This window comes from Roseateles sp. P5_E8, from assembly GCF_054177665.1.
In genome coordinates this window covers 1-16,834 of record NZ_JBGCUM010000047.1, presented here as the reverse complement: position 1 = coordinate 16,834, position 16,834 = coordinate 1, and the positions used below count along the sequence as shown (strand labels likewise).

Below are 16,834 nucleotides of genomic sequence, written 5' to 3'. Positions count from 1 at the left end.
GGTCAGGTGAACACGCCCTGGCGCAGCCACTTGGTCGCCACCCATTTCTCGCCCTCGATGACGGGCGCGCCGCCGTGCAGGGTCTGCGTGGCCGGGTGCGGCCGGTCATAGCTGAAGAAGACGGCATTGCCCTTGACGGGCGCGACGTCCAGGCCGATGTCCGGAAAGATGGTGGCGCCGCCGGCCACGGGCGTGTTCAGGTAGATGACCAGGGTGCCGACGCGCTGACCACCACGCGTGAGGATGTTGGGCGTGCTGACGTGGCCGGGGTCGAAGTAGTCGTAGTGCGGCTGGTACTCGGCGCCCGGGCTGTAGCGCAGCACCTGCAGGCCCTCGCCATGGTCCAGCGGCCAGCGCAGCAGCGTGGCGATGCGCGACTCGACCTTGCGGATCAGGTCCGTCTCGCAGCGCTCGAAGAACATGCCGTCGCTGGTGCGCGCGGCGTTCACCTCGCTGCCGTCGGCGGCGGTGGCCACCGTCTCGGAGCGCGCCAGGCGCTTGTTGGCCAGGGCGACGATGCCGTCGCATTCCTCGTCGGACAGCAGATCGCCGAAGACGACGACGCGCGGCTGGCGCAGCGCCATCAGGATCTTGACGGGGCGGTCACCGCCGTTGACGACCGGCGTGAAGCGGGTCAGGTCGGGCTCGGGCAGGCCCGCTGTGGCGCCGGGCGGCGGCGTCAGCGTGGCGGACTGGCCGAGCGTGCGCGCCAGTGCCTGTCGGGCGACCTGCTCGTCCCAGCCGCTGCCCAGCATGGCGGCCAGCACGCTCTCGGAGGCATGCCCGGCACGGGTCTGCTCGGCGATCCATTCGCAGAGCTCGGGGGTGATGACTTGTTGGCTCATGACTTGCGACGAAAAACCAGGCGTTCGGGCGATGACACCTCGGGGGCCCAACGATAGCCGTCCAGATTGAAAGCTCGGAGACCGTCCGGCGTTTCCAGGCGCTGCTGGATGGCATAGCGCGCCATCAGGCCACGGGCGCGCTTGGCGAAGAAGCTGATGATCTTGTACTCACCGTTCTTCCAGTCCTCGAACTGGCAGTCGATGACCCCGGGCTTGAGTGCCTTGCGGTCGGCCGCGCGGAAGTATTCCTGCGAGGCGAGGTTGACGATGACCGGCGCCTTTTCAGCCTTGGCGAGCTTGTTCAGGTGCAGGGCCAGGCGGTCGCCCCACCAGTCGTAGAGGCTGGCGCCGGCGGGTGTCGCCAGCCGCGTGCCCATCTCCAGGCGATAGGGCTGCATGCGGTCCAGCGGGCGCAGGATGCCGTACAGGCCCGATAGCATGCGCACATGGCCTTGAGCCCAGGCGATGTCGTCGGCGCTCAGCGTCTTGGCGTCCAGCCCGTCGTAGACATCGCCGTTGAAGGCCAGCACGGCCGGCTTGCTGTTGTGCTCGGTGAAGCGCGGGCGCCAGGCCTTGTACCGGTCGACATTGAGCTGGGCCAGCGGCTCGGACAAGTCCATCAGCTCGCGCACATCGGCCACGGTCTTGGTGCGCAGCACGTCGATCAGGGCGGCGGTGTCGTCGAGGAACTGCGGGCGGGTCAGCGCCGGCGCCAGTTCGGGCGGCGCGGGCGTGTCGTAGTCGAGTGACTTGGCGGGCGAGAGCAGGAACAGCATGGGCGCGGATTTTGGCTCACCGTTTGCGATGCTCCAGCGCCTCGAAGATCGCCATGCCGACCAGCATCGCCGCGACGAAGCCCAGCGCCTTCGCGTCGCCCAGCCCCGCCAACACCAGCGCCGGCCCCGGGCACAGGCCGGCCAGCCCCCAGCCGATGCCGAACAGCAGGCTGCCGCCGACCAGGCGGCGGTCGATGCGGGTCGAGTCGGGCAGCTTCAGCTTGGCGCGGCGTGCCCAGGCGAAGGCCGGCAGGCCCACGGCGATGGCGCCGGCCATGACCAGGGCCAGCGAAGGGTCCCAGGCGCCAGCGAGGTCCAGGAAGCCCAGCACTTTGGCCGGGAACACCATGCCCGACACGATCAGCCCCAGGCCGAAGACCAGACCCGCGATGGCGGCAACAACGATGTGCTTCACAGCAGATGCCTCAGCACGAAGACCGTCGCAAAGCCGGCCACCATGAACACCGCCGTCGCCACCGCCGAGCGTGGCGACAACCGCGACAGGCCGCAGACGCCATGGCCACTGGTGCAGCCGGCGCCGTAGCGCGTGCCGATGCCGACCAGCAACCCGGCCGCCAGCAGCGTGCCCCAGCCGGCGTCGATGCGTGGCACCAGCGGCCCGGCGAAGAGCGTGTAGACCCAGGGCGCCGCCAGCAACCCGCCCAGGAAGGCCAGCCGCCAGGCGCGGTCCCCAGCCACCGGCCGCAGCAGCCCGCCGACGATGCCGCTGATGCCCGCGATGCGGCCGGCAAAGCGAATCAGCACGGCTGCGGCCAGGCCGATGAGCAGCCCGCCGGCCAGCGCCGGCCAGGGGGTAAAGACGTTCCAGTCGATGTTCATGTAGAAATGATGGCATCACCGGCTCGCCTACACCCGAATGCCCATCGCCATCCAAGGTTTCCACGACCCCGCCACCGGCACGGTCAGCTATGTCGTGCACGACTCGGCCACGCGCCAGGCCGCCATCATCGACCCGGTGCTGGACTACGACGCCGCAGCGGGCCGCACGTCCACGCGCTCCGCAGACTTGCTGCTGGCCCATCTGCGCGAGCAGGGCTTGAGCCTGCAATGGATCCTGGAGACCCACGCCCACGCCGACCACCTCTCCGCCGCGCCCTGGCTGAAGAGGCAGGCCGGCGGCCTCATCGCCATCGGCGAGCACATCCGCGAGGTGCAGGCGACGTTCGGGCGGCTCTACAACCAGGCTGTGGTCGACGGCGGCTTTGACCGACTGCTGCGCGACGGCGAGTCATTCCAGATCGGCGGCGTGGCGGCTACCGCCCTGCTCGTGCCCGGTCACACGCCGGCCGACCTGGCCTACCGCATCGAGGATGCGGTGTTCGTCGGCGACACCCTCTTCATGCCCGATCTCGGCAGCGCCCGTGCCGACTTCCCCGGCGGCGATGCGGCCCAGCTCTACCGCTCCATGCACAAGCTGCTGACCCTGCCGCACGAGACGCGCCTGTTCGTCTGCCACGACTATCCGCAAGGCCGCGAAGCGCACTGGCAGACGACGGTGGCGGAGCAGCGCGCCGCCAATATCCATGTGCGCGACGGCACGACCGAAGCGCAGTTCGTCGCGATGCGCCAGGCCCGCGACAAGACGCTGGGCGTGCCGGCGCTGATGCTGGCGGCCTTGCAGGTCAATATCCGCGCCGGCCAGTTGCCGCCGGTGGAGGACAACGGCGTGGCCTACCTGCGCATTCCCATCAACGCCCTGCCGAGCGCCCCCGCCCCATGAGCAAGAGCACCACGCCCACCAGCACGATGCCCGCCGCCAGCCATTCGTGGCCGCTGATGTGCTCGCCGGCCAGCGTCACGCCCAGCAGCATGGCGATGACCGGGTTGACGAAGGAATAGCTGGACGCCAGCCCCGCCGACGCCTMCGCCAGCAGCACCATGTAGGCGTTGAAGGCGATCAGCGAGCCGAAAACGACGAGATAGGCCCAGGCCCACAGCGCGCTGGCCTCAATGTGCGACGGCAGCGCCTCGCCGTTGAACCAGCTCAAGGCCATCAGCACGGCGCCACCCGCCAGCATCTCGCTCGCAAAGCCCATCGCACCCGGCGCCAGCGGCCAGACGCGCTGCGACAGCACGCTGCCCACCGCCCAGCTCGCGCAGGCGACGATGATGGCCGCCAGCCCGGCCGGCGACGCACCGAAGCCCTGCCCCTGCGTCAGCAGCAGCACGCCCACCAGGCCGCAGGCGATGCCCAGGCTCTCGACCCAGCTCGGCTTCTCCCCCCACAGCAGGTTGAGGCCGGCAATCATCAGCGGCATGACCGCGATGAAGGCCACGACCAGCCCCGAGCCCACGGTCTGCTCGGCCACCGCCGTGCCGCCCATACCGCCACCCAGCATGAGCCCGCCGATGACGAGGGCGTGCAGCCACTGCCTGCGGCTGGGCCAGGCCACGCCACGCCAGCGCATCCACGCAGCCAGCAGCACACCGGCGACAAGGAAGCGGCTGCCCATCTGCAGGAAGGGCGGCAGGCTGACCAGTGCCAGCTTGATGGCCAGGTAGGTCGAGCCCCAGACCAGCCACGTCGCGGCCAGGCAGAGCATCAGTTTCGGGCTCAGGCCGGGGGTGGTCTTGAGCGGCAGCGTCGTCGTGTTCATGGCGGGCATCGTAGAAATTCCAGCCTTCCGGCGACAGGGCGCATTGAAGGTTGATTCAGCGTGCCGCCTTAATATTCAATAATATTTCTCCGCTTTGAAGAGACTTTCATGGCCATCGAGCTTGATCCCCATGACCACCGCATCCTGGCCGAACTGCAGGCCGACGCCCGCCTGACGATGGCCGAGCTGGGCCGGCGCGTGCACCTGAGCCAGCCGGCCGTCACCGAGCGCGTGCGCAAGCTGGAGGAAGGCGGCGTCATCTGCGGCTACCGGGCCGTCGTCGATGCCGGCAAGCTGGGCTACGGCATCCGCGCCATCATCCGCATCGCCAGCCTGGACGACGCGTCGATGGCCAGGGCGCTCGAATCGAGCCCGGAGGTGCTGACCGCCTACGGCGTGACGGGCGAGGACAGCTGGATCCTCGAACTGGCGGTGCGCGACGTGGCGCATCTGCGGGCGGCGCTGTCGCGCTTCTGCCAGCAGGCGCCGACATCGACGGCCATCATCCTGCACGCGCTGCGCGAGCACGCGCCGATCAGGCCCTTGCCCACGACCGAACAGGCCCCCATCGCCGCCGTGCCGGCCAAGAAAAAGCCCCGCAAATAGCGGGGCTCCTGGGTGAGGTGACGCGTTGACTACTTGACCAGCAGCGTGTTGACCGCGTTCACGTCCTCGGCGCGCAGCTGGCCCGAGGCCTGGCGCAGCTTGAGGCTGTTGACGACGACGTCGTAGCGCGCCTTGGCCAGGTCGCGCTGGGTCGAGTAGAGCTGGGTYTGSGCGTTCAGCACGTCCAGGTTCACMCGCACGCCGACCTTGTAGCCCAGCTGAGTGGCTTCCAGCGCCAGCTTGGTGGACGACTCGGCGGCCTCGTAGGCGGCGACCTGGGCCTTCAGCGACTGCACGCCGAAGAAGGCGCGGCGCGTGGCTTCGGAGACGGCGCGGCGCGCGAAGTCGAGGTCGTTGCGGGCCTTGTCCTCCAGCACCAGGGTTTCCTTGATGCGGTTCTGCGTCAGGCCGCCGCTGTAGAGCGGGTAGGTCAGCGTCAGACCGATGCTGGCCGTCTTGGACGTGCCGACACCGGTGGCCGCTGCGGCCGCGCCGCTCAGGTTGTTGTGCAGGTTCTGGCCGCCCAGCGAGGCGCTGGCGTCCAGCGTCGGCTTCTCGCCGGCACGGGCGATCTGCGTGTCGAGCTGGGCCACTTCCAGGCCCAGGCGGGCCTTGCGCACGACCGGGTGCTGCTCGTCGGCGGTGGCGACCCAGGTGTCAACGTTGGTGCTCGGCAGCGCCGGCAGCGCCACCGGCACGGCCAGGCCCTTGGGCTCGACGCCGACGCGGCCGACGAACTGGTCCAGCGTCACGCGCTTGACGCGCAGGTCGTTGTCGGCGGCCAGTTCCTGGGCCACGGCCAGGTCGTAGCGGGCCTGGGCTTCACGCGTGTCGGTGATGGTGGCGGTGCCGACCTCGAAATTGCGCTTGGCCGAGGCCAACTGCTCGGCGATGCCGGCCTTGTTGGCCTGCGAGGTGGTCAGTGCATCCTTGGCGGCCAGCACGTCGAAATAAGCCGTGGCCAGGCGGACGATGAGGTCTTGCTCGGCCGACTCCAGATCGGCCTGCGCCACCTCGTAGCCGCGGCGGGCCTTGTCGATGGTGGGCATGTTGGCCGCGTTGTAGACCGAATAGCGGCCCTGCAGGCCGGCCGTCAGCGTGCGGTTGTTGACCGCGCTGCCTGCGGGCGGATCGGAGCGCGACTGGGTGCCGGAGGCCGACAGGCCCAGCGAGGGGCGAATCAGCGCCTCGGCCTGGGCCGCGCGGGCGGCTGCGGCGTCGGCGGTGGCGCGGCTGGACATGAAGGTCGCGTCATAGCCCCGCGCGGCGTCATAGAGCTCCTGCAGGCTCTGGGCCTGGGCCGCGCCGGCGAGCAGAAGGCAGGCGGCAAGGGCCAGCGGTTGCAGGGTCAGGCGTTGGGCGGTGACGAGAAGCATGGGATTCCTTGGCTGGAGCAATGTTTTAAGCAGCGGCCGGGGTTATAGACGCAAAGCCCGACGGTGACTGAAGCCATGTGACGAGTTGCCCCCCAAAGGCGGCAGGCGGCGTCTGGCGGCGACGGGCGGCGTCCATCCAGCTCAGAAGCTGAAGGCGGGCGCTTCGGCAAAGCCGGGCAGGCGGCCGGCCACAGTGTCGAACAGTTCGACACGGCGGAAGTCGCTCGCGCCGGTGCGCGTGAAGATGACGGCGCGCATGACCGGCTCGTCGCCGACGATGGCCACCAGGCGGCCGCCGACCTTGAGCTGGTTGAGCAGCACCTGCGGCACGGCGGCCACCGAGCCGGACAGCAGGATGGCGTCGAAGGGTTCCTCGGCGGCCAGGCCGCTGGCGCCGTCCTGGTTGAGCACGCTGACGTTGAGCACGCCGGCGCGCTTGAGGTTGGCGGCGGCCTGGGCGGCCAGGCCGGCATCGGCTTCCACGGCGATGACGCGCTGCGCCTTGTGGCCCAGCAGCGCGGCCAGGTGGCCGGTGGCGGCGCCGATCTCCAGCACCTTCTCGTGGCGCTGCACCTTGAGTTCCTGGAACAGGCGCGCCTCGACTTTGGGCGCCAGCATGCGGCGCGTGGCGGTCAGCGGCAGCTCGACGTCGACAAAGGCCTGATGCTGGTGCGCCTCGGGCACGAAGTCCTCCCGGTGCACGACGTGCAGCAGCTCCAGCACGCTGGGGTCGAGCACGTCCCAGGGGCGGATCTGCTGCTCGATCATGTTGAAGCGGGCTTGTTCGAGATTCATCTTGTTCTCCGGGCGCGGGGTACGGCAAAAAGCAAAATTCTAGGTGACCCTCTAAGCCAGCAGGCCGTGCAGCAGCAACGACATCTGCGCCTCCAGCAAGGCCTCGGCGCTCATGGTCTGGTGGCAGACGTCGTGGTTGCCGAAGGAGTGGTCGTGCAGCAGCATGTGCAGCATGGGCGCGATCAGCAGGTGCACCGTCGCCTCCACCGGCACGGCGCGGAACTCGCCGCTGCGGATGCCGCGCTCGATGAGGCCGCCGATGAGCTGCTTGGACGGGTTGATGACCTCATCGACATAGAACTGGGCCAGCTCCGGGAAGTTGCGCGCCTCGACCATCATGATCTTGCAGACGCCACCCGCATTGCCATGGCCCACCTTGGCCCACCAGGCCTGCATCATCTGGCTCAACAGCTCGGCGATGGGGCCCTCGTACTGCGCCGCCTGGGCCGCCGACTCGGCGATGTGCACGGACAGGTTCTCGCGCACCATGGCCTTGAACAGCTCGTCCTTGCTCGGGTAGTAGCGGTAGAGCGTGCCCTTGGCCACACCGGCGCGCGCGGCGACCTCTTCGCTGCGCGTGGCGGCAAAGCCCTTCTCGACAAAAAGCTCCAGCGCCGCGTCCAGCAGTTCCTGCGGGCGGGCGTCCTTGCGGCGTTGACGGGGGGTGGCAGTGGCCAAGACGGCGAAGTTAATGACCGAAGGGTCAGTAATGTAGCCCTGGGGTCAGCGCGCGGCAAGTTCCGGCACGAGTCCTGCAACAGGCCCTCGCTACACTGCGCCGCCCTTTTGCATTCCCAGCCTTCGGAGCCTTTTACGTGGACGTCATCCTGCTGATCAAAGCCGCCATCATGGGCATCGTCGAAGGGCTGACCGAATTCCTGCCGGTCTCGTCCACGGGCCACCTGATCCTGACCGGCAGCCTGCTGGGCATGACGGACGCCAAGTCCAAGGTCTTCGACATCGCCATCCAGAGCGGCGCCATCCTCGCCGTGCTGATCGTCTACTGGGCGCGCATCCGCGAGGCGCTGGGCGGCATCACCAACAGCGCCAAGCAGCAGCGCTTCGTGATGAACATCGCCATCGGCTTCCTGCCGGCCGGCCTCGTCGGGCTGACGGTCTACAAGGCCATCAAGGCGCATCTCTTCAATGCGCCAGTCGTGGCCGGCGCCTTCATCGTCGGCGCGCTGATCATCCTGTGGGCCGAGAAGCGCGCCCAGCCGGTCGCTCGCGTGCAGAGCGTGGACGACATGACGGCGCTGGACGCGCTGAAGGTCGGACTCGTGCAATGCCTGGGCATGATCCCTGGCACCAGCCGCTCGGGCGCCACCATCATCGGCGGCATGCTGCTGGGCCTGTCGCGCAAGGCGGCAACGGACTTCTCCTTCTTCCTGGCCATCCCGACGCTGATCTCGGCCGGCGGCTACAGCCTGTGGAAGGAACGCCATGCGCTGTCCATCGCCGACGCGCCGATGTTCGCCGTCGGCTTCATCGTCAGCTTCCTGGCCGCCTGGGCCTGCGTGCGCTGGCTGCTGCGCTACGTGGCCACGCACAACTTCGTGCCCTTCGCCTGGTATCGCATCGCCTTCGGCATCGTCGTGCTGGCGACGTGGATGACCGGCACAGTCGTCTGGGCCGACTGAGATAATCCGCGCATGGCCATCACGATCAAGACCGCTGCCGATGTCGAAGGCATGCGCATCGCCGGACGCCTGGCGTCCGAAGTCCTGGACATGCTCACGGCGCACGTCCAGCCGGGCATCACGACCAACGAGCTGGACAAGCTCGCGCACGACTACATCGTCAACGTGCAGCAAGGCATCCCGGCGCCGCTGAACTACTGCCCGCCCGGCTACATCCCCTACCCGAAGTCGATCTGCACGTCGGTGAACCAGGTGGTCTGCCACGGCATCCCGAACGAGAAGGCGCTGAAGAACGGCGACATCGTCAACATCGACGTCACCGTCATCAAGGACGGCTGGCACGGCGACACCAGCCGCATGTTCGTCGTCGGCGAGGGCTCTATCGCCGCCAAGCGGCTGTGCGCCTTCACGTATGAAGCCATGTGGAAGGGCATCGCCAAGGTCAAGCCCGGCGCGCGCCTGGGCGACATCGGCCATGCCATCCAGACCTTTGCCGAGAACGCCGGCTTCTCCATCGTGCGCGAGTTCTGCGGCCACGGCATCGGCCAGGTCTTCCACGAAGACCCGCAGGTGCTGCACTACGGCCGCCCCGGCACGCTGGACGAACTGGTCCCCGGCATGATGTTCACCATCGAGCCCATGATCAACGCCGGCCGCCGCGAGATCCGCGAGATGGGTGATGGCTGGACCATCGCGACCAAGGACCGGTCGCTGTCGGCCCAGTGGGAACACACCATCCTCGTCACCGACACCGGCTACGAAGTCATGACCGTGTCCGCCGGCAGCCCACCGCCGCCGGCCTTCATCACGCAGGCTGCGGTCACCGCCTGACGTGGCGACGCTCGCCGATCTCCGCCAGCAGTTCAAGGCCGGCAAGCAGGCGCTGATCGACGGCTTCCTGGCCGAGCGCCCGACGCAGGCCGATGCCCAGCGCCTGCTGCGCCGCCTGGCCCGCCATGTCGACGACACGCTGCGCGCGCTGTGGACACAGGCCGGCATGCCGGAAGGCTCCTGCCTCGCCGCCGTTGGCGGCTACGGCCGCGGCGAGCTGTTCCCGCATTCCGATGTCGACGTGCTCGTGCTGCTGCCCGACGGCGTCGAGGCCCATGTGCCCGGCGCCATCAAGGCGGCCATCGAGGGTTTCATCACCGCCTGCTGGGATGTCGGCCTGGAAATCGGCTCCTCGGTGCGCACGCTGGGCGAATGCCTGAGCGAGTCAGAGGGCGACGTGACCGTGCAGACAGCCCTGCTCGAAGCCCGCCCGCTGGCCGGCGACACCCGGCTGTTCAAGCAGATGGCCAAGCGCTTCATGCTGGCCATGGACCCGAAAGCCTTCTTCCGCGCCAAGACGCTGGAGAGCCTGCAGCGCCACACCAAGTTCGACGACACGCCCTACGCGCTGGAGCCCAACTGCAAGGAAAGCCCCGGCGGCCTGCGCGACCTGCAGATGCTGATCTGGATCGCCCGCGCAGCCGGCCTGGGCCGGACGTGGAAGGAACTGGCGCAGCGCGGCCTCATCACGCCGTTCGAGAGCCGCCAGCTGCAGCGCAACGAGGGCCAGCTCACGCTCATCCGCGCCCGCCTGCATGCCGTGGCCGGCCGGCGCGAGGACCGCCTCGTCTTCGACCTGCAGACCGCCGTGGCCCAGAGCTTCGGCTTCGAGGGCACGGCCTCGCAGCGCGCCTCCGAGGTGCTGATGCGGCGCTACTACTGGGCGGCCAAGGCCGTCACCCAGCTGCACCAGATCCTGTTGCTCAATCTGGAAGAGCAGATCAACGAATCCCAGCAAGGCCTGCTGCACGCCATCGAGGGCCAGCCGGACTACCGCGACCGCGGCCGCATGCTGGAGGTGGCGAGCGACGATCTCTACCAACGCGACCCGCACGCCATCCTGCGCACCTTCCTCGTCTACCAGCAGACGCCGGGCATCAAGGGCTTGTCGGCACGCACGCTGCGGGCGCTCTACAACGCCCGCAGCCTGATGGACGCCGCCTGGCGGCGCGACCCTGTCAACCGCGCCACCTTCATGGCCATGCTGAGGGCGCCCGAGGGCCAGACGCACGCGTTCCGGCTCATGAACGAGACCTCGGTGATGGGCCGCTACCTGTGGGTGTTCCGCGCCATCGTCGGGCAGATGCAGCACGACCTCTTCCATGTCTACACCGTGGACCAGCACATCCTGATGGTGCTGCGCAATGTGCGGCGCTTCTTCGTGCCCGAGCATGTTCACGAGTACCCCTTCTGCTCGCAGCTCGCCGCGCAGTTCGACACGCCCGAGCTGCTCTACATCGCCGCCCTCTTCCACGATGTCGCCAAGGGCCGCGGCGGCGACCACTCCGAGCTGGGCGCCGTGGAGGTGAAGCGCTTCTGCCGCCAGCACGGCGTGGACGCCGAGGAGACGGCCCTGTGCGTCTTCCTCGTCGAGCACCACCTGACGATGTCGCGCGTGGCGCAGAAGGAAGACCTCTCCGACCCCGACGTCATTGCCGCCTTCGCCGCCAAGGTCGGCGACGTGCGCCACCTCACGGCCCTCTATCTGCTCACGGTGGCCGACATCCGCGGCACCAGCCCCAAGGTCTGGAATGCCTGGAAGGGCAAGCTGCTGGAGGACCTCTTCCGCATCACGCTGCGCGCTTTAGGCGGCGCCAAGATCAACGTCGACGCCGAGATTGAGGCCCGCAAGCAGGAGGCCCGGCAAGGCCTGGCCCTGCACTCCCAGCTGCCCGGCACCGAAGAGCCGCTGTGGAAGACGCTGGCCGTCAGCTACTTCGCCCGCCACGACGGCGCCGAACTGGCCTGGCATGCGCGCTCGCTGTGGCGCCACGTCGAGACCACCGTGCCCGTCGTGCGCGCCCGCCCCTCGCCCATCGGTGAAGGCCTGCAAGTGCTGGTCTACGCGCCCGACCAGCCCGACCTGTTCGCCCGCATCTGCGGCTACTTCGACACGGCCGGCTTCAGCATCCTGGACGCCAAGGTGCACACCACGCGCAAGGGCTATGCGCTGGACACATTCCAGGCCATCCGCCCCGAGGCGGACGTGCACCACCGCGACCTCGTGCCCATGGTCGAGCAAAAGCTCGCCGCCATCCTGCTGGCCGGCGGCCCGCTGCCCGAGCCGCGTCGCGGGCGGCTGTCCCGCCGCGTCAAGAGCTTCCCCTACACGCCGCGCATCTCGTTGCGCCCCGACGAGCGCGCCACCGCCTGGCTGCTGACCATCTCCACCAGCGACCGCGCCGGCCTGCTCTACGCCATCGCCCGCGTGCTGGCGCGGCACGGCATCAACCTCCAGCTCGCCAAGATCTCGACGCTGGGCGAGCGCGTGGAAGACACCTTCCTGCTCGACGGCCCGGCCCTCCAGCACAACAAGGCGCAACTGCAGATCGAGACCGAGCTGCTGGACGCCGTGTCGCTGCCGGCCTGAGGGGCCGCCAGGCCAGTGAACTGGCGCGCGCAACGGGTGCGTTTGTCGGGACCCGCGTGGCTATACTGCCGCGTCGCGTGGGGGGGTAGCTCAGCTGGGAGAGCGCCGCGTTCGCAATGCGGAGGTCGGGAGTTCGATCCTCCTCCTCTCCACCAACCGATCATTCCAAGCGGTCCCGCACCGTCCCGGAAACTCCGAAAAGCCCTTGAGAATCAAAGCTCTAGGGCTTTTTTCTTTTCCTAACAGTCCCAAGCGATCCCACGAGATCCGAGATCACATTGCAGTAGCTGGCGCAGTAACTCGAAAATTTCGACGTTCCCGCTGAAAAGTTACTGCATGCCGCAGCACCTCATCCCCTCAAACGCCACCATCAAAGCCATCAAGCCGGGCGATCCCAGGCCCCGGCTTGGCGACGGCGCAGGGCTCTACCTTCTTCTGTTCGTCAAGGGCGGCTCGCATGGCTGGCGCTTCGACTACTCTTTCGACGGCAAGCGCAAGACGCTCATGCCAGCGGCGCGACCCGCCGCTCCTGGCTGCCGGAAGCCCCAGCCATCGCGCTTGCGCAAACGACCGTCATCATCACCATGAATGCAGTTTTGCAGGCCAAAAGCACCTCTCGTTGTGTGTGTGGGTCACTATGCAAACGAGAGTGCCGCCCGATCCTCGGTACTTGCCCTGACCGTGCCGATATCGAAGGTCAGCGCTTGAAGGCCAGCGACGCGAGCCCCAGCAGCGCCAGCGCCGCGCCGAACAGGCCCAGCGCATGCAGCCCTAGCCCGTTCAGCACCGCGCCGCCCAGGCCCGACCCCAGCGTCGCGCCGACGTAGATGGCCGACGCGTTCAGCGCGAACAGCACCGGCAGCCGCGCCGGGTCCAGCGCCGCCAGCCGCGCCTGCTGCGGCACCATGAAGCTCCAGCCGAACACGCTCCACACCGTGATCAGCACGCCGACGACCGGCAACGGCCACGTCGGCAGCGTCAGCGCCGGCATCAGCACACATTGCGCCAGACACAGCGCAACAAGCGTGCGGCGCGAACCGACGCGGTCGGTCAGCCGGCCGCCCATCGCGTTGCCGATGACGGCGCCGATGCCGAACAGCACCAGCATGCCGGTCACGCCATCACGGCTCAGGCCGTAGAGCGTCTCCAGCAACGGCGCGATGAAGGTGTAGGGCACGTAGAGCGCCCCGATGAACAGCGCCGTGAAGGCGACGGCGATCATCAGCCGGCCGCTGCGCAGCACGGCGCCGAGGCTGGCCAGGCTGACCACCGGCACCGCGATGCCTGCCGGCAGCGCCAGCGCGATGACCGCCAAGCCCAACAGCGACAGCAACGCTACGACCGCGAAGGCCGCCGGCCAGCCGAAGGCATAACCGAGCCATGCGCCGGCCGGCACGCCCAGCACCTGCGCGAACGTCAGGCCGCCGAAGACGATGGCGAGTGCGCGGCCCCTCTCCTCGGCGAGCGACAGGGCCGCGCCGATCGACGCCGCCACCGGCGTGACGATGCCGCCGCCCAGCGCCATCAGCGCCCGGGCGGCCAGCAGCCACGCAAAGCTCGGCGCCAGCGCTGCCGCCAGCGAGCCGACGCCGAACAGCGCCAGGCCGATGCTCATCAGCCGCCGGCGGTCGACACGGCCGGTGGCGGCCACCAGCAGCGGCGACGTCAGCGCATAGGTGGCAGCGTAGACGCTCATCAGCGCACCGGCCTCTGGCCGCGTGACGCCGAAGGCCTGCGTCACCGGCGTCAGCACGCYCACCACGACGAAGCCGCCCATGCCGATGACGAAGTTGGCCAGGGCCAGCAGCCAGAGCTGGCGTGTCGTAAAGGCATTCATGGCGGCATCTTCGCCGCCCGGGGCCAGTCCTTGCTTGTCGGAGGACTTCAGGGCTTGGGCTTGGCCGGCCCCTTGCTGTCAGACGCATCCGCCGGTGCGACGACGCCCTTCACGGCCACCTGGGCGAGCTTGAAGAACGGCCAGGCCATGTTCGCCACCACGCGCGCGGGGGCACGCTCCTCATCAACGTCCAGGCCAGATCGATGAGCACGCAATCCAGTCACCATGAGCACCGGCGGCAGCCAGCAGGTGACACAGCTCGGTGAGTCGGCTTTGCAGMGGCTGCCGTCGTTCGCCCCACGAAGTTGACCGCCCGGTCAGTGGCGTGAAGCGGTCATCGACTCCCCCGGCCGGTGGTCGGCATCAATGATCAGTCCCGGGGGGAACGGTCGTCCAGCTTTGGAGGCAGCTGCTCGCGCGTCGACTGGCTAGCGGTCTCGGCCTCAATCAAGGCACTTTGGGGTTCCAAGCACCAATACTAATGAGGCACTAAAAGTTTAGTAAACTGAGCTTCAATTGCTCGCGGCTATCACAACATGACGATGCCTGCCGCGCAGCTTGGTGCGCGTTTGTGGACGCGCTGTGCTGGCCAAAGAGAAGCTCAATGCCTGGGAAAAAGATCACCGTGCGGGAGATCGCTCTCGCTTCGGGGGTGTCGATTGGGACCGTGTCCCGGGCTTTGAAGGGCCAGCCCGGCCTCTCGGACGAGACGCGCGCTCAGATTTTGAAGGTGGCATCAACCCTTCGGTATGACGTCACCCGCTTGCGCAAGAGCAGACCGAGTCGCATCCTCTTCCTCTACCCGCGCGTGCTGGGCGCGGTCGCCGCGAACCAGTTCTACTCGCTGGTGCTGCACGGCGTTGAGTCCGCCTGCCGTGAAGAAGACGTGTCCTTGAGCCTGCTGTCAGTGGCTGCTGGCGACGACATCGCGAGGCAGGTGCACCGTGACAGCGCGGACGCGCTTCTGGCCATGGGTCACTTCGATCCGGAGATCATGAATGCAATGCGCAATTGCGACTTGCCCATGGTGCTTGCGCTGAACTCCCATCCCGCCTACCGGTGCATCAGTGACGACAACCTTCGCGGAGCCTATCTCGCTACGCAGCATCTCATAGCAGGCGGCGCGCAGCGGCCGGCCTTGATCATCGGGCCGCTGACGCACGCCTCGATGTCGCAACGGGCCAAGGGCTTCAGATCGGCGYTGTTCGAAGCTGGCCTGCTGGCGAATCCGAATCTGGAGGTGGAACTGGACACCAGCCTGGAGTACGCCGAGGCTGGACGGCAAGCGATGCGCCAGTTGCTGGCCCTGCCTTCACCGCCCGACGCCGTGTTTGCGTTCAACGACGACACCGCGCTCAATGCCATCGCGGCCTGTACTGAAGCAGGCTTGCGCGTTCCGCAGGACATTCGATTTGTCGGCTACGACGACATCGCCGTCGCTGCCCGCGGCAGCCCGTCGCTGACCACCATCCGTGTGGACAAGGAAGCCATAGGCCGTGAGGCCGCGATGGCGTTGATAGAAGACAACACGGGCCCGGGAGAGATCGTTCTGCCGGTCGAACTGGTGGTGCGGGAAAGTTCTGTCACTTCCGCTGCTCCTGCGACGGCCAGGCGGTCCGGCGCCAAGCGTCGCGTAGCCGCATAGCGCTAGATCCCGGCCTCATCGGCCGCCAATCCAGTCACCTTGCGCGGGCGGGCGTGGCACGCCCAGCGCCCAGCGCCCAGCGCCCAGCGCCCAGCGACAGAAGGTCAATCCAACAGATTTGCCATTCCCTGTTTACATTCGAAGACTAAACGTTTAGTCTTTAGTAAAGTTTTATCAGGGCATGCAGCGCTCATGGGTCGCTGACGAACCGCCCGCACAGGAGACTGCCTTGGCGCCGATGTTTGACGGAAGACCTCGCTCATGATCGATACCCCGGTGATCGGCGATCAACACTTCGTCAAGACCATCAACAGGACCGTGCTGCTGCGCGCCCTTTTTGCGGAGCCCGCCCAGTCAAGGGCGGCGCTGTCCGAACGCACTGGACTGACGAAATCCACCGTGAGCAGCCTGGTCAACGAGTTGCTCGAGGAGGGGTGGGTCGCAGAGGAAAGCGCGGCAGGAACGGGAACACTGGGCCGCCCGCCGACGCCTCTGCGCATCGATGGCAGCGGCTTGGTTCTGATCGGTAGTGAGTTGGGTGTCGACAGCATCCGGGTCGTGAGCACGACCGTGCATGGTGAAGTGCTCAATTCGTTGGTCGAACCACTTCGGGACCGCCTGCCGGAGCTGGCGCTGCATCAGTTGAGCCATCTCATCACGGCAGAGGCCGCGAGAGCGACGCAAGCGGGCGGGCAACTCCTGGGCATTGGCGTCGGATTGCCGGGCACCGTGGATGTCAACCGAGGTGTCATCGACGTGGCGCCGAATCTGGGCTGGCGCGGTGTGGCGGTGAGAGGGCCGCTATCGCGCGGCCTGCAGAAGGCGGGCTTGCAGCACATACCGCTTCATTGCCTGAACGAGGCGGACGCGGCTGTGATCGGGGAAAGTGAATTCGGAGACAACCGCAGTGACGGCCTCCTGGTCTACGTGAGCTGCAATGCCGGCGTCGGGGCTGGGATTGTGCTGAACGGCGCGCTCTTCGCTGGCTCAACCGGCGCCGGCGGCGAGATCGGGCACACGATCATGCATCCAGACGGGCGGCAATGTTCCTGCGGACGCAAGGGCTGTGCGGAGGCGTACATCGGCTTGAGAGCGGTGGCGACGGCCGTCGGCATACCCAGTGATCGTGAAGTCACGGCCGTCAGCCTTGCAGCTGCGCTGGCAAGGCGAAAGCCGCCGCGCCGGGACAAGGCTTTTGAGAACGCGGGGGACGCCTTGGGCGTCCTTCTGCAGAACGTGTGGTCCACCTTCAGGCCAACGGCCATTGTCTTGGGC

17 protein-coding genes and 1 tRNA gene are annotated in these 16,834 nt (G+C 67.8%); 9 read left to right on the top strand and 9 right to left on the bottom strand.

Features of this window, described 5'->3' with window-relative positions; genetic code table 11:
- Nucleotides 1–2 precede the first annotated feature (2 nt).
- From ACXRVZ_RS21520 to ACXRVZ_RS21505, 4 genes are read right to left on the bottom strand one after another with little or no spacing between them, the layout of a single operon-like run.
- Nucleotides 3–845, bottom strand: coding sequence for a 2OG-Fe(II) oxygenase (locus ACXRVZ_RS21520; RefSeq protein WP_457425434.1), 843 nt, complete (start codon nt 843–845; stop codon nt 3–5).
- Nucleotides 842–1,621: a peroxide stress protein YaaA gene (gene yaaA / locus ACXRVZ_RS21515; RefSeq protein WP_457425432.1), complete on the bottom strand. Its 780-nt coding sequence runs from the start codon at nt 1,619–1,621 to the stop codon at nt 842–844. The genes ACXRVZ_RS21520 and yaaA overlap by 4 nt, the downstream gene beginning before the upstream one ends.
- Before the next feature lie 16 nt (nt 1,622–1,637).
- Complete coding sequence (locus ACXRVZ_RS21510; RefSeq protein WP_457425430.1) at nt 1,638–2,036, bottom strand: DUF6691 family protein; 399 nt, start codon at nt 2,034–2,036, stop codon at nt 1,638–1,640.
- Complete coding sequence (locus ACXRVZ_RS21505; protein ID WP_457425428.1) at nt 2,033–2,461, bottom strand: YeeE/YedE family protein; 429 nt, start codon at nt 2,459–2,461, stop codon at nt 2,033–2,035. Before ACXRVZ_RS21505 ends, ACXRVZ_RS21510 begins: the two co-directional genes overlap by 4 nt.
- A 37-nt stretch (nt 2,462–2,498) precedes the next feature.
- Here ACXRVZ_RS21505 and ACXRVZ_RS21500 point away from each other — a divergent pair, with 37 nt between their 5' ends.
- A complete protein-coding gene (locus ACXRVZ_RS21500) occupies nt 2,499–3,362 on the top strand; it encodes an MBL fold metallo-hydrolase (protein WP_457425426.1) in 864 nt (287 codons plus the stop codon).
- On the opposite strand, the gene yedA is transcribed toward ACXRVZ_RS21500, so the two are convergent.
- Nucleotides 3,331–4,239, bottom strand: a complete 909-nt coding sequence (yedA, locus tag ACXRVZ_RS21495) for a drug/metabolite exporter YedA (RefSeq protein ID WP_458232805.1) — start codon at nt 4,237–4,239, stop codon at nt 3,331–3,333. The genes ACXRVZ_RS21500 and yedA overlap by 32 nt on opposite strands.
- Before the next feature lie 108 nt (nt 4,240–4,347).
- On the opposite strand from yedA, the gene ACXRVZ_RS21490 reads away from it, so the two are divergent.
- Complete coding sequence (locus ACXRVZ_RS21490; protein WP_457425424.1) at nt 4,348–4,845, top strand: Lrp/AsnC family transcriptional regulator; 498 nt, start codon at nt 4,348–4,350, stop codon at nt 4,843–4,845.
- Nucleotides 4,846–4,874: 29 nt separating this feature from the next.
- Here the strand turns inward: ACXRVZ_RS21490 and ACXRVZ_RS21485 are convergent, their stop codons facing one another.
- From ACXRVZ_RS21485 to ACXRVZ_RS21475, 3 genes are all read right to left on the bottom strand, one after another.
- The gene (locus ACXRVZ_RS21485) at nt 4,875–6,221 is read right to left on the bottom strand and encodes a TolC family outer membrane protein (protein ID WP_457425422.1); all 1,347 of its coding nucleotides are present in this window, start codon (nt 6,219–6,221) and stop codon (nt 4,875–4,877) included.
- A gap of 141 nt (nt 6,222–6,362) precedes the next feature.
- The gene (locus tag ACXRVZ_RS21480) at nt 6,363–7,016 is read right to left on the bottom strand and encodes a protein-L-isoaspartate O-methyltransferase family protein (protein ID WP_457425420.1); all 654 of its coding nucleotides are present in this window, start codon (nt 7,014–7,016) and stop codon (nt 6,363–6,365) included.
- A gap of 51 nt (nt 7,017–7,067) precedes the next feature.
- Nucleotides 7,068–7,694, bottom strand: coding sequence for a TetR/AcrR family transcriptional regulator (locus ACXRVZ_RS21475; protein ID WP_457425418.1), 627 nt, complete (start codon nt 7,692–7,694; stop codon nt 7,068–7,070).
- A gap of 137 nt (nt 7,695–7,831) precedes the next feature.
- Here ACXRVZ_RS21475 and ACXRVZ_RS21470 point away from each other — a divergent pair, with 137 nt between their 5' ends.
- From ACXRVZ_RS21470 to ACXRVZ_RS21450, 5 genes are all read left to right on the top strand, one after another.
- Entirely contained in the window at nt 7,832–8,656 is an 825-nt protein-coding gene (locus tag ACXRVZ_RS21470; RefSeq protein WP_457425416.1) for an undecaprenyl-diphosphate phosphatase, read from the top strand.
- Nucleotides 8,657–8,668: 12 nt separating this feature from the next.
- Nucleotides 8,669–9,487: a type I methionyl aminopeptidase gene (gene map, locus ACXRVZ_RS21465; protein ID WP_457425414.1), complete on the top strand. Its 819-nt coding sequence runs from the start codon at nt 8,669–8,671 to the stop codon at nt 9,485–9,487.
- A gap of 1 nt (nt 9,488) precedes the next feature.
- Nucleotides 9,489–12,077 (top strand): [protein-PII] uridylyltransferase, encoded by a 2,589-nt coding sequence (locus ACXRVZ_RS21460; protein WP_457425412.1) that lies wholly within the window; start codon nt 9,489–9,491, stop codon nt 12,075–12,077.
- Between the two features lie 79 nt (nt 12,078–12,156).
- Nucleotides 12,157–12,232: transfer RNA gene (locus tag ACXRVZ_RS21455), tRNA-Ala, on the top strand.
- A gap of 181 nt (nt 12,233–12,413) precedes the next feature.
- Nucleotides 12,414–12,665 carry an Arm DNA-binding domain-containing protein gene (locus ACXRVZ_RS21450; protein WP_457425410.1) on the top strand — a complete coding sequence of 84 codons (252 nt, stop codon included), beginning with the start codon at nt 12,414–12,416 and terminating at the stop codon, nt 12,663–12,665.
- Between the two features lie 109 nt (nt 12,666–12,774).
- Here the strand turns inward: ACXRVZ_RS21450 and ACXRVZ_RS21445 are convergent, their stop codons facing one another.
- Nucleotides 12,775–13,914 carry an MFS transporter gene (locus tag ACXRVZ_RS21445; protein WP_458232804.1) on the bottom strand — a complete coding sequence of 380 codons (1,140 nt, stop codon included), beginning with the start codon at nt 13,912–13,914 and terminating at the stop codon, nt 12,775–12,777.
- 604 nt (nt 13,915–14,518) lie between these two features.
- Here ACXRVZ_RS21445 and ACXRVZ_RS21440 point away from each other — a divergent pair.
- Both ACXRVZ_RS21440 and ACXRVZ_RS21435 read left to right on the top strand, forming a co-directional pair.
- Nucleotides 14,519–15,559 (top strand): LacI family DNA-binding transcriptional regulator, encoded by a 1,041-nt coding sequence (locus ACXRVZ_RS21440; protein ID WP_457425406.1) that lies wholly within the window; start codon nt 14,519–14,521, stop codon nt 15,557–15,559.
- Between the two features lie 261 nt (nt 15,560–15,820).
- Nucleotides 15,821–16,834, top strand: a 1,014-nt coding sequence (locus ACXRVZ_RS21435; protein ID WP_458232803.1) for an ROK family transcriptional regulator, incomplete at its 3' end; no start/stop codon positions are given.

Excerpts from the sequence above, each read along its gene's own strand:
- ACXRVZ_RS21505 (WP_457425428.1), bottom strand. The coding sequence starts at position 2,461 with ATGAACATCGACTGGAACGTCTTTACCCCCTGGCCGGCGCTGGCCGGC.
- ACXRVZ_RS21450 (WP_457425410.1), top strand. The coding sequence starts at position 12,414 with ATGCCGCAGCACCTCATCCCCTCAAACGCCACCATCAAAGCCATCAAG.
- ACXRVZ_RS21480 (WP_457425420.1), bottom strand. The coding sequence starts at position 7,016 with ATGAATCTCGAACAAGCCCGCTTCAACATGATCGAGCAGCAGATCCGC.
- ACXRVZ_RS21490 (WP_457425424.1), top strand. The coding sequence starts at position 4,348 with ATGGCCATCGAGCTTGATCCCCATGACCACCGCATCCTGGCCGAACTG.
- map (WP_457425414.1), top strand. The coding sequence starts at position 8,669 with ATGGCCATCACGATCAAGACCGCTGCCGATGTCGAAGGCATGCGCATC.
- ACXRVZ_RS21500 (WP_457425426.1), top strand. The coding sequence starts at position 2,499 with ATGCCCATCGCCATCCAAGGTTTCCACGACCCCGCCACCGGCACGGTC.
- yaaA (WP_457425432.1), bottom strand. The coding sequence starts at position 1,621 with ATGCTGTTCCTGCTCTCGCCCGCCAAGTCACTCGACTACGACACGCCC.
- ACXRVZ_RS21520 (WP_457425434.1), bottom strand. The coding sequence starts at position 845 with ATGAGCCAACAAGTCATCACCCCCGAGCTCTGCGAATGGATCGCCGAG.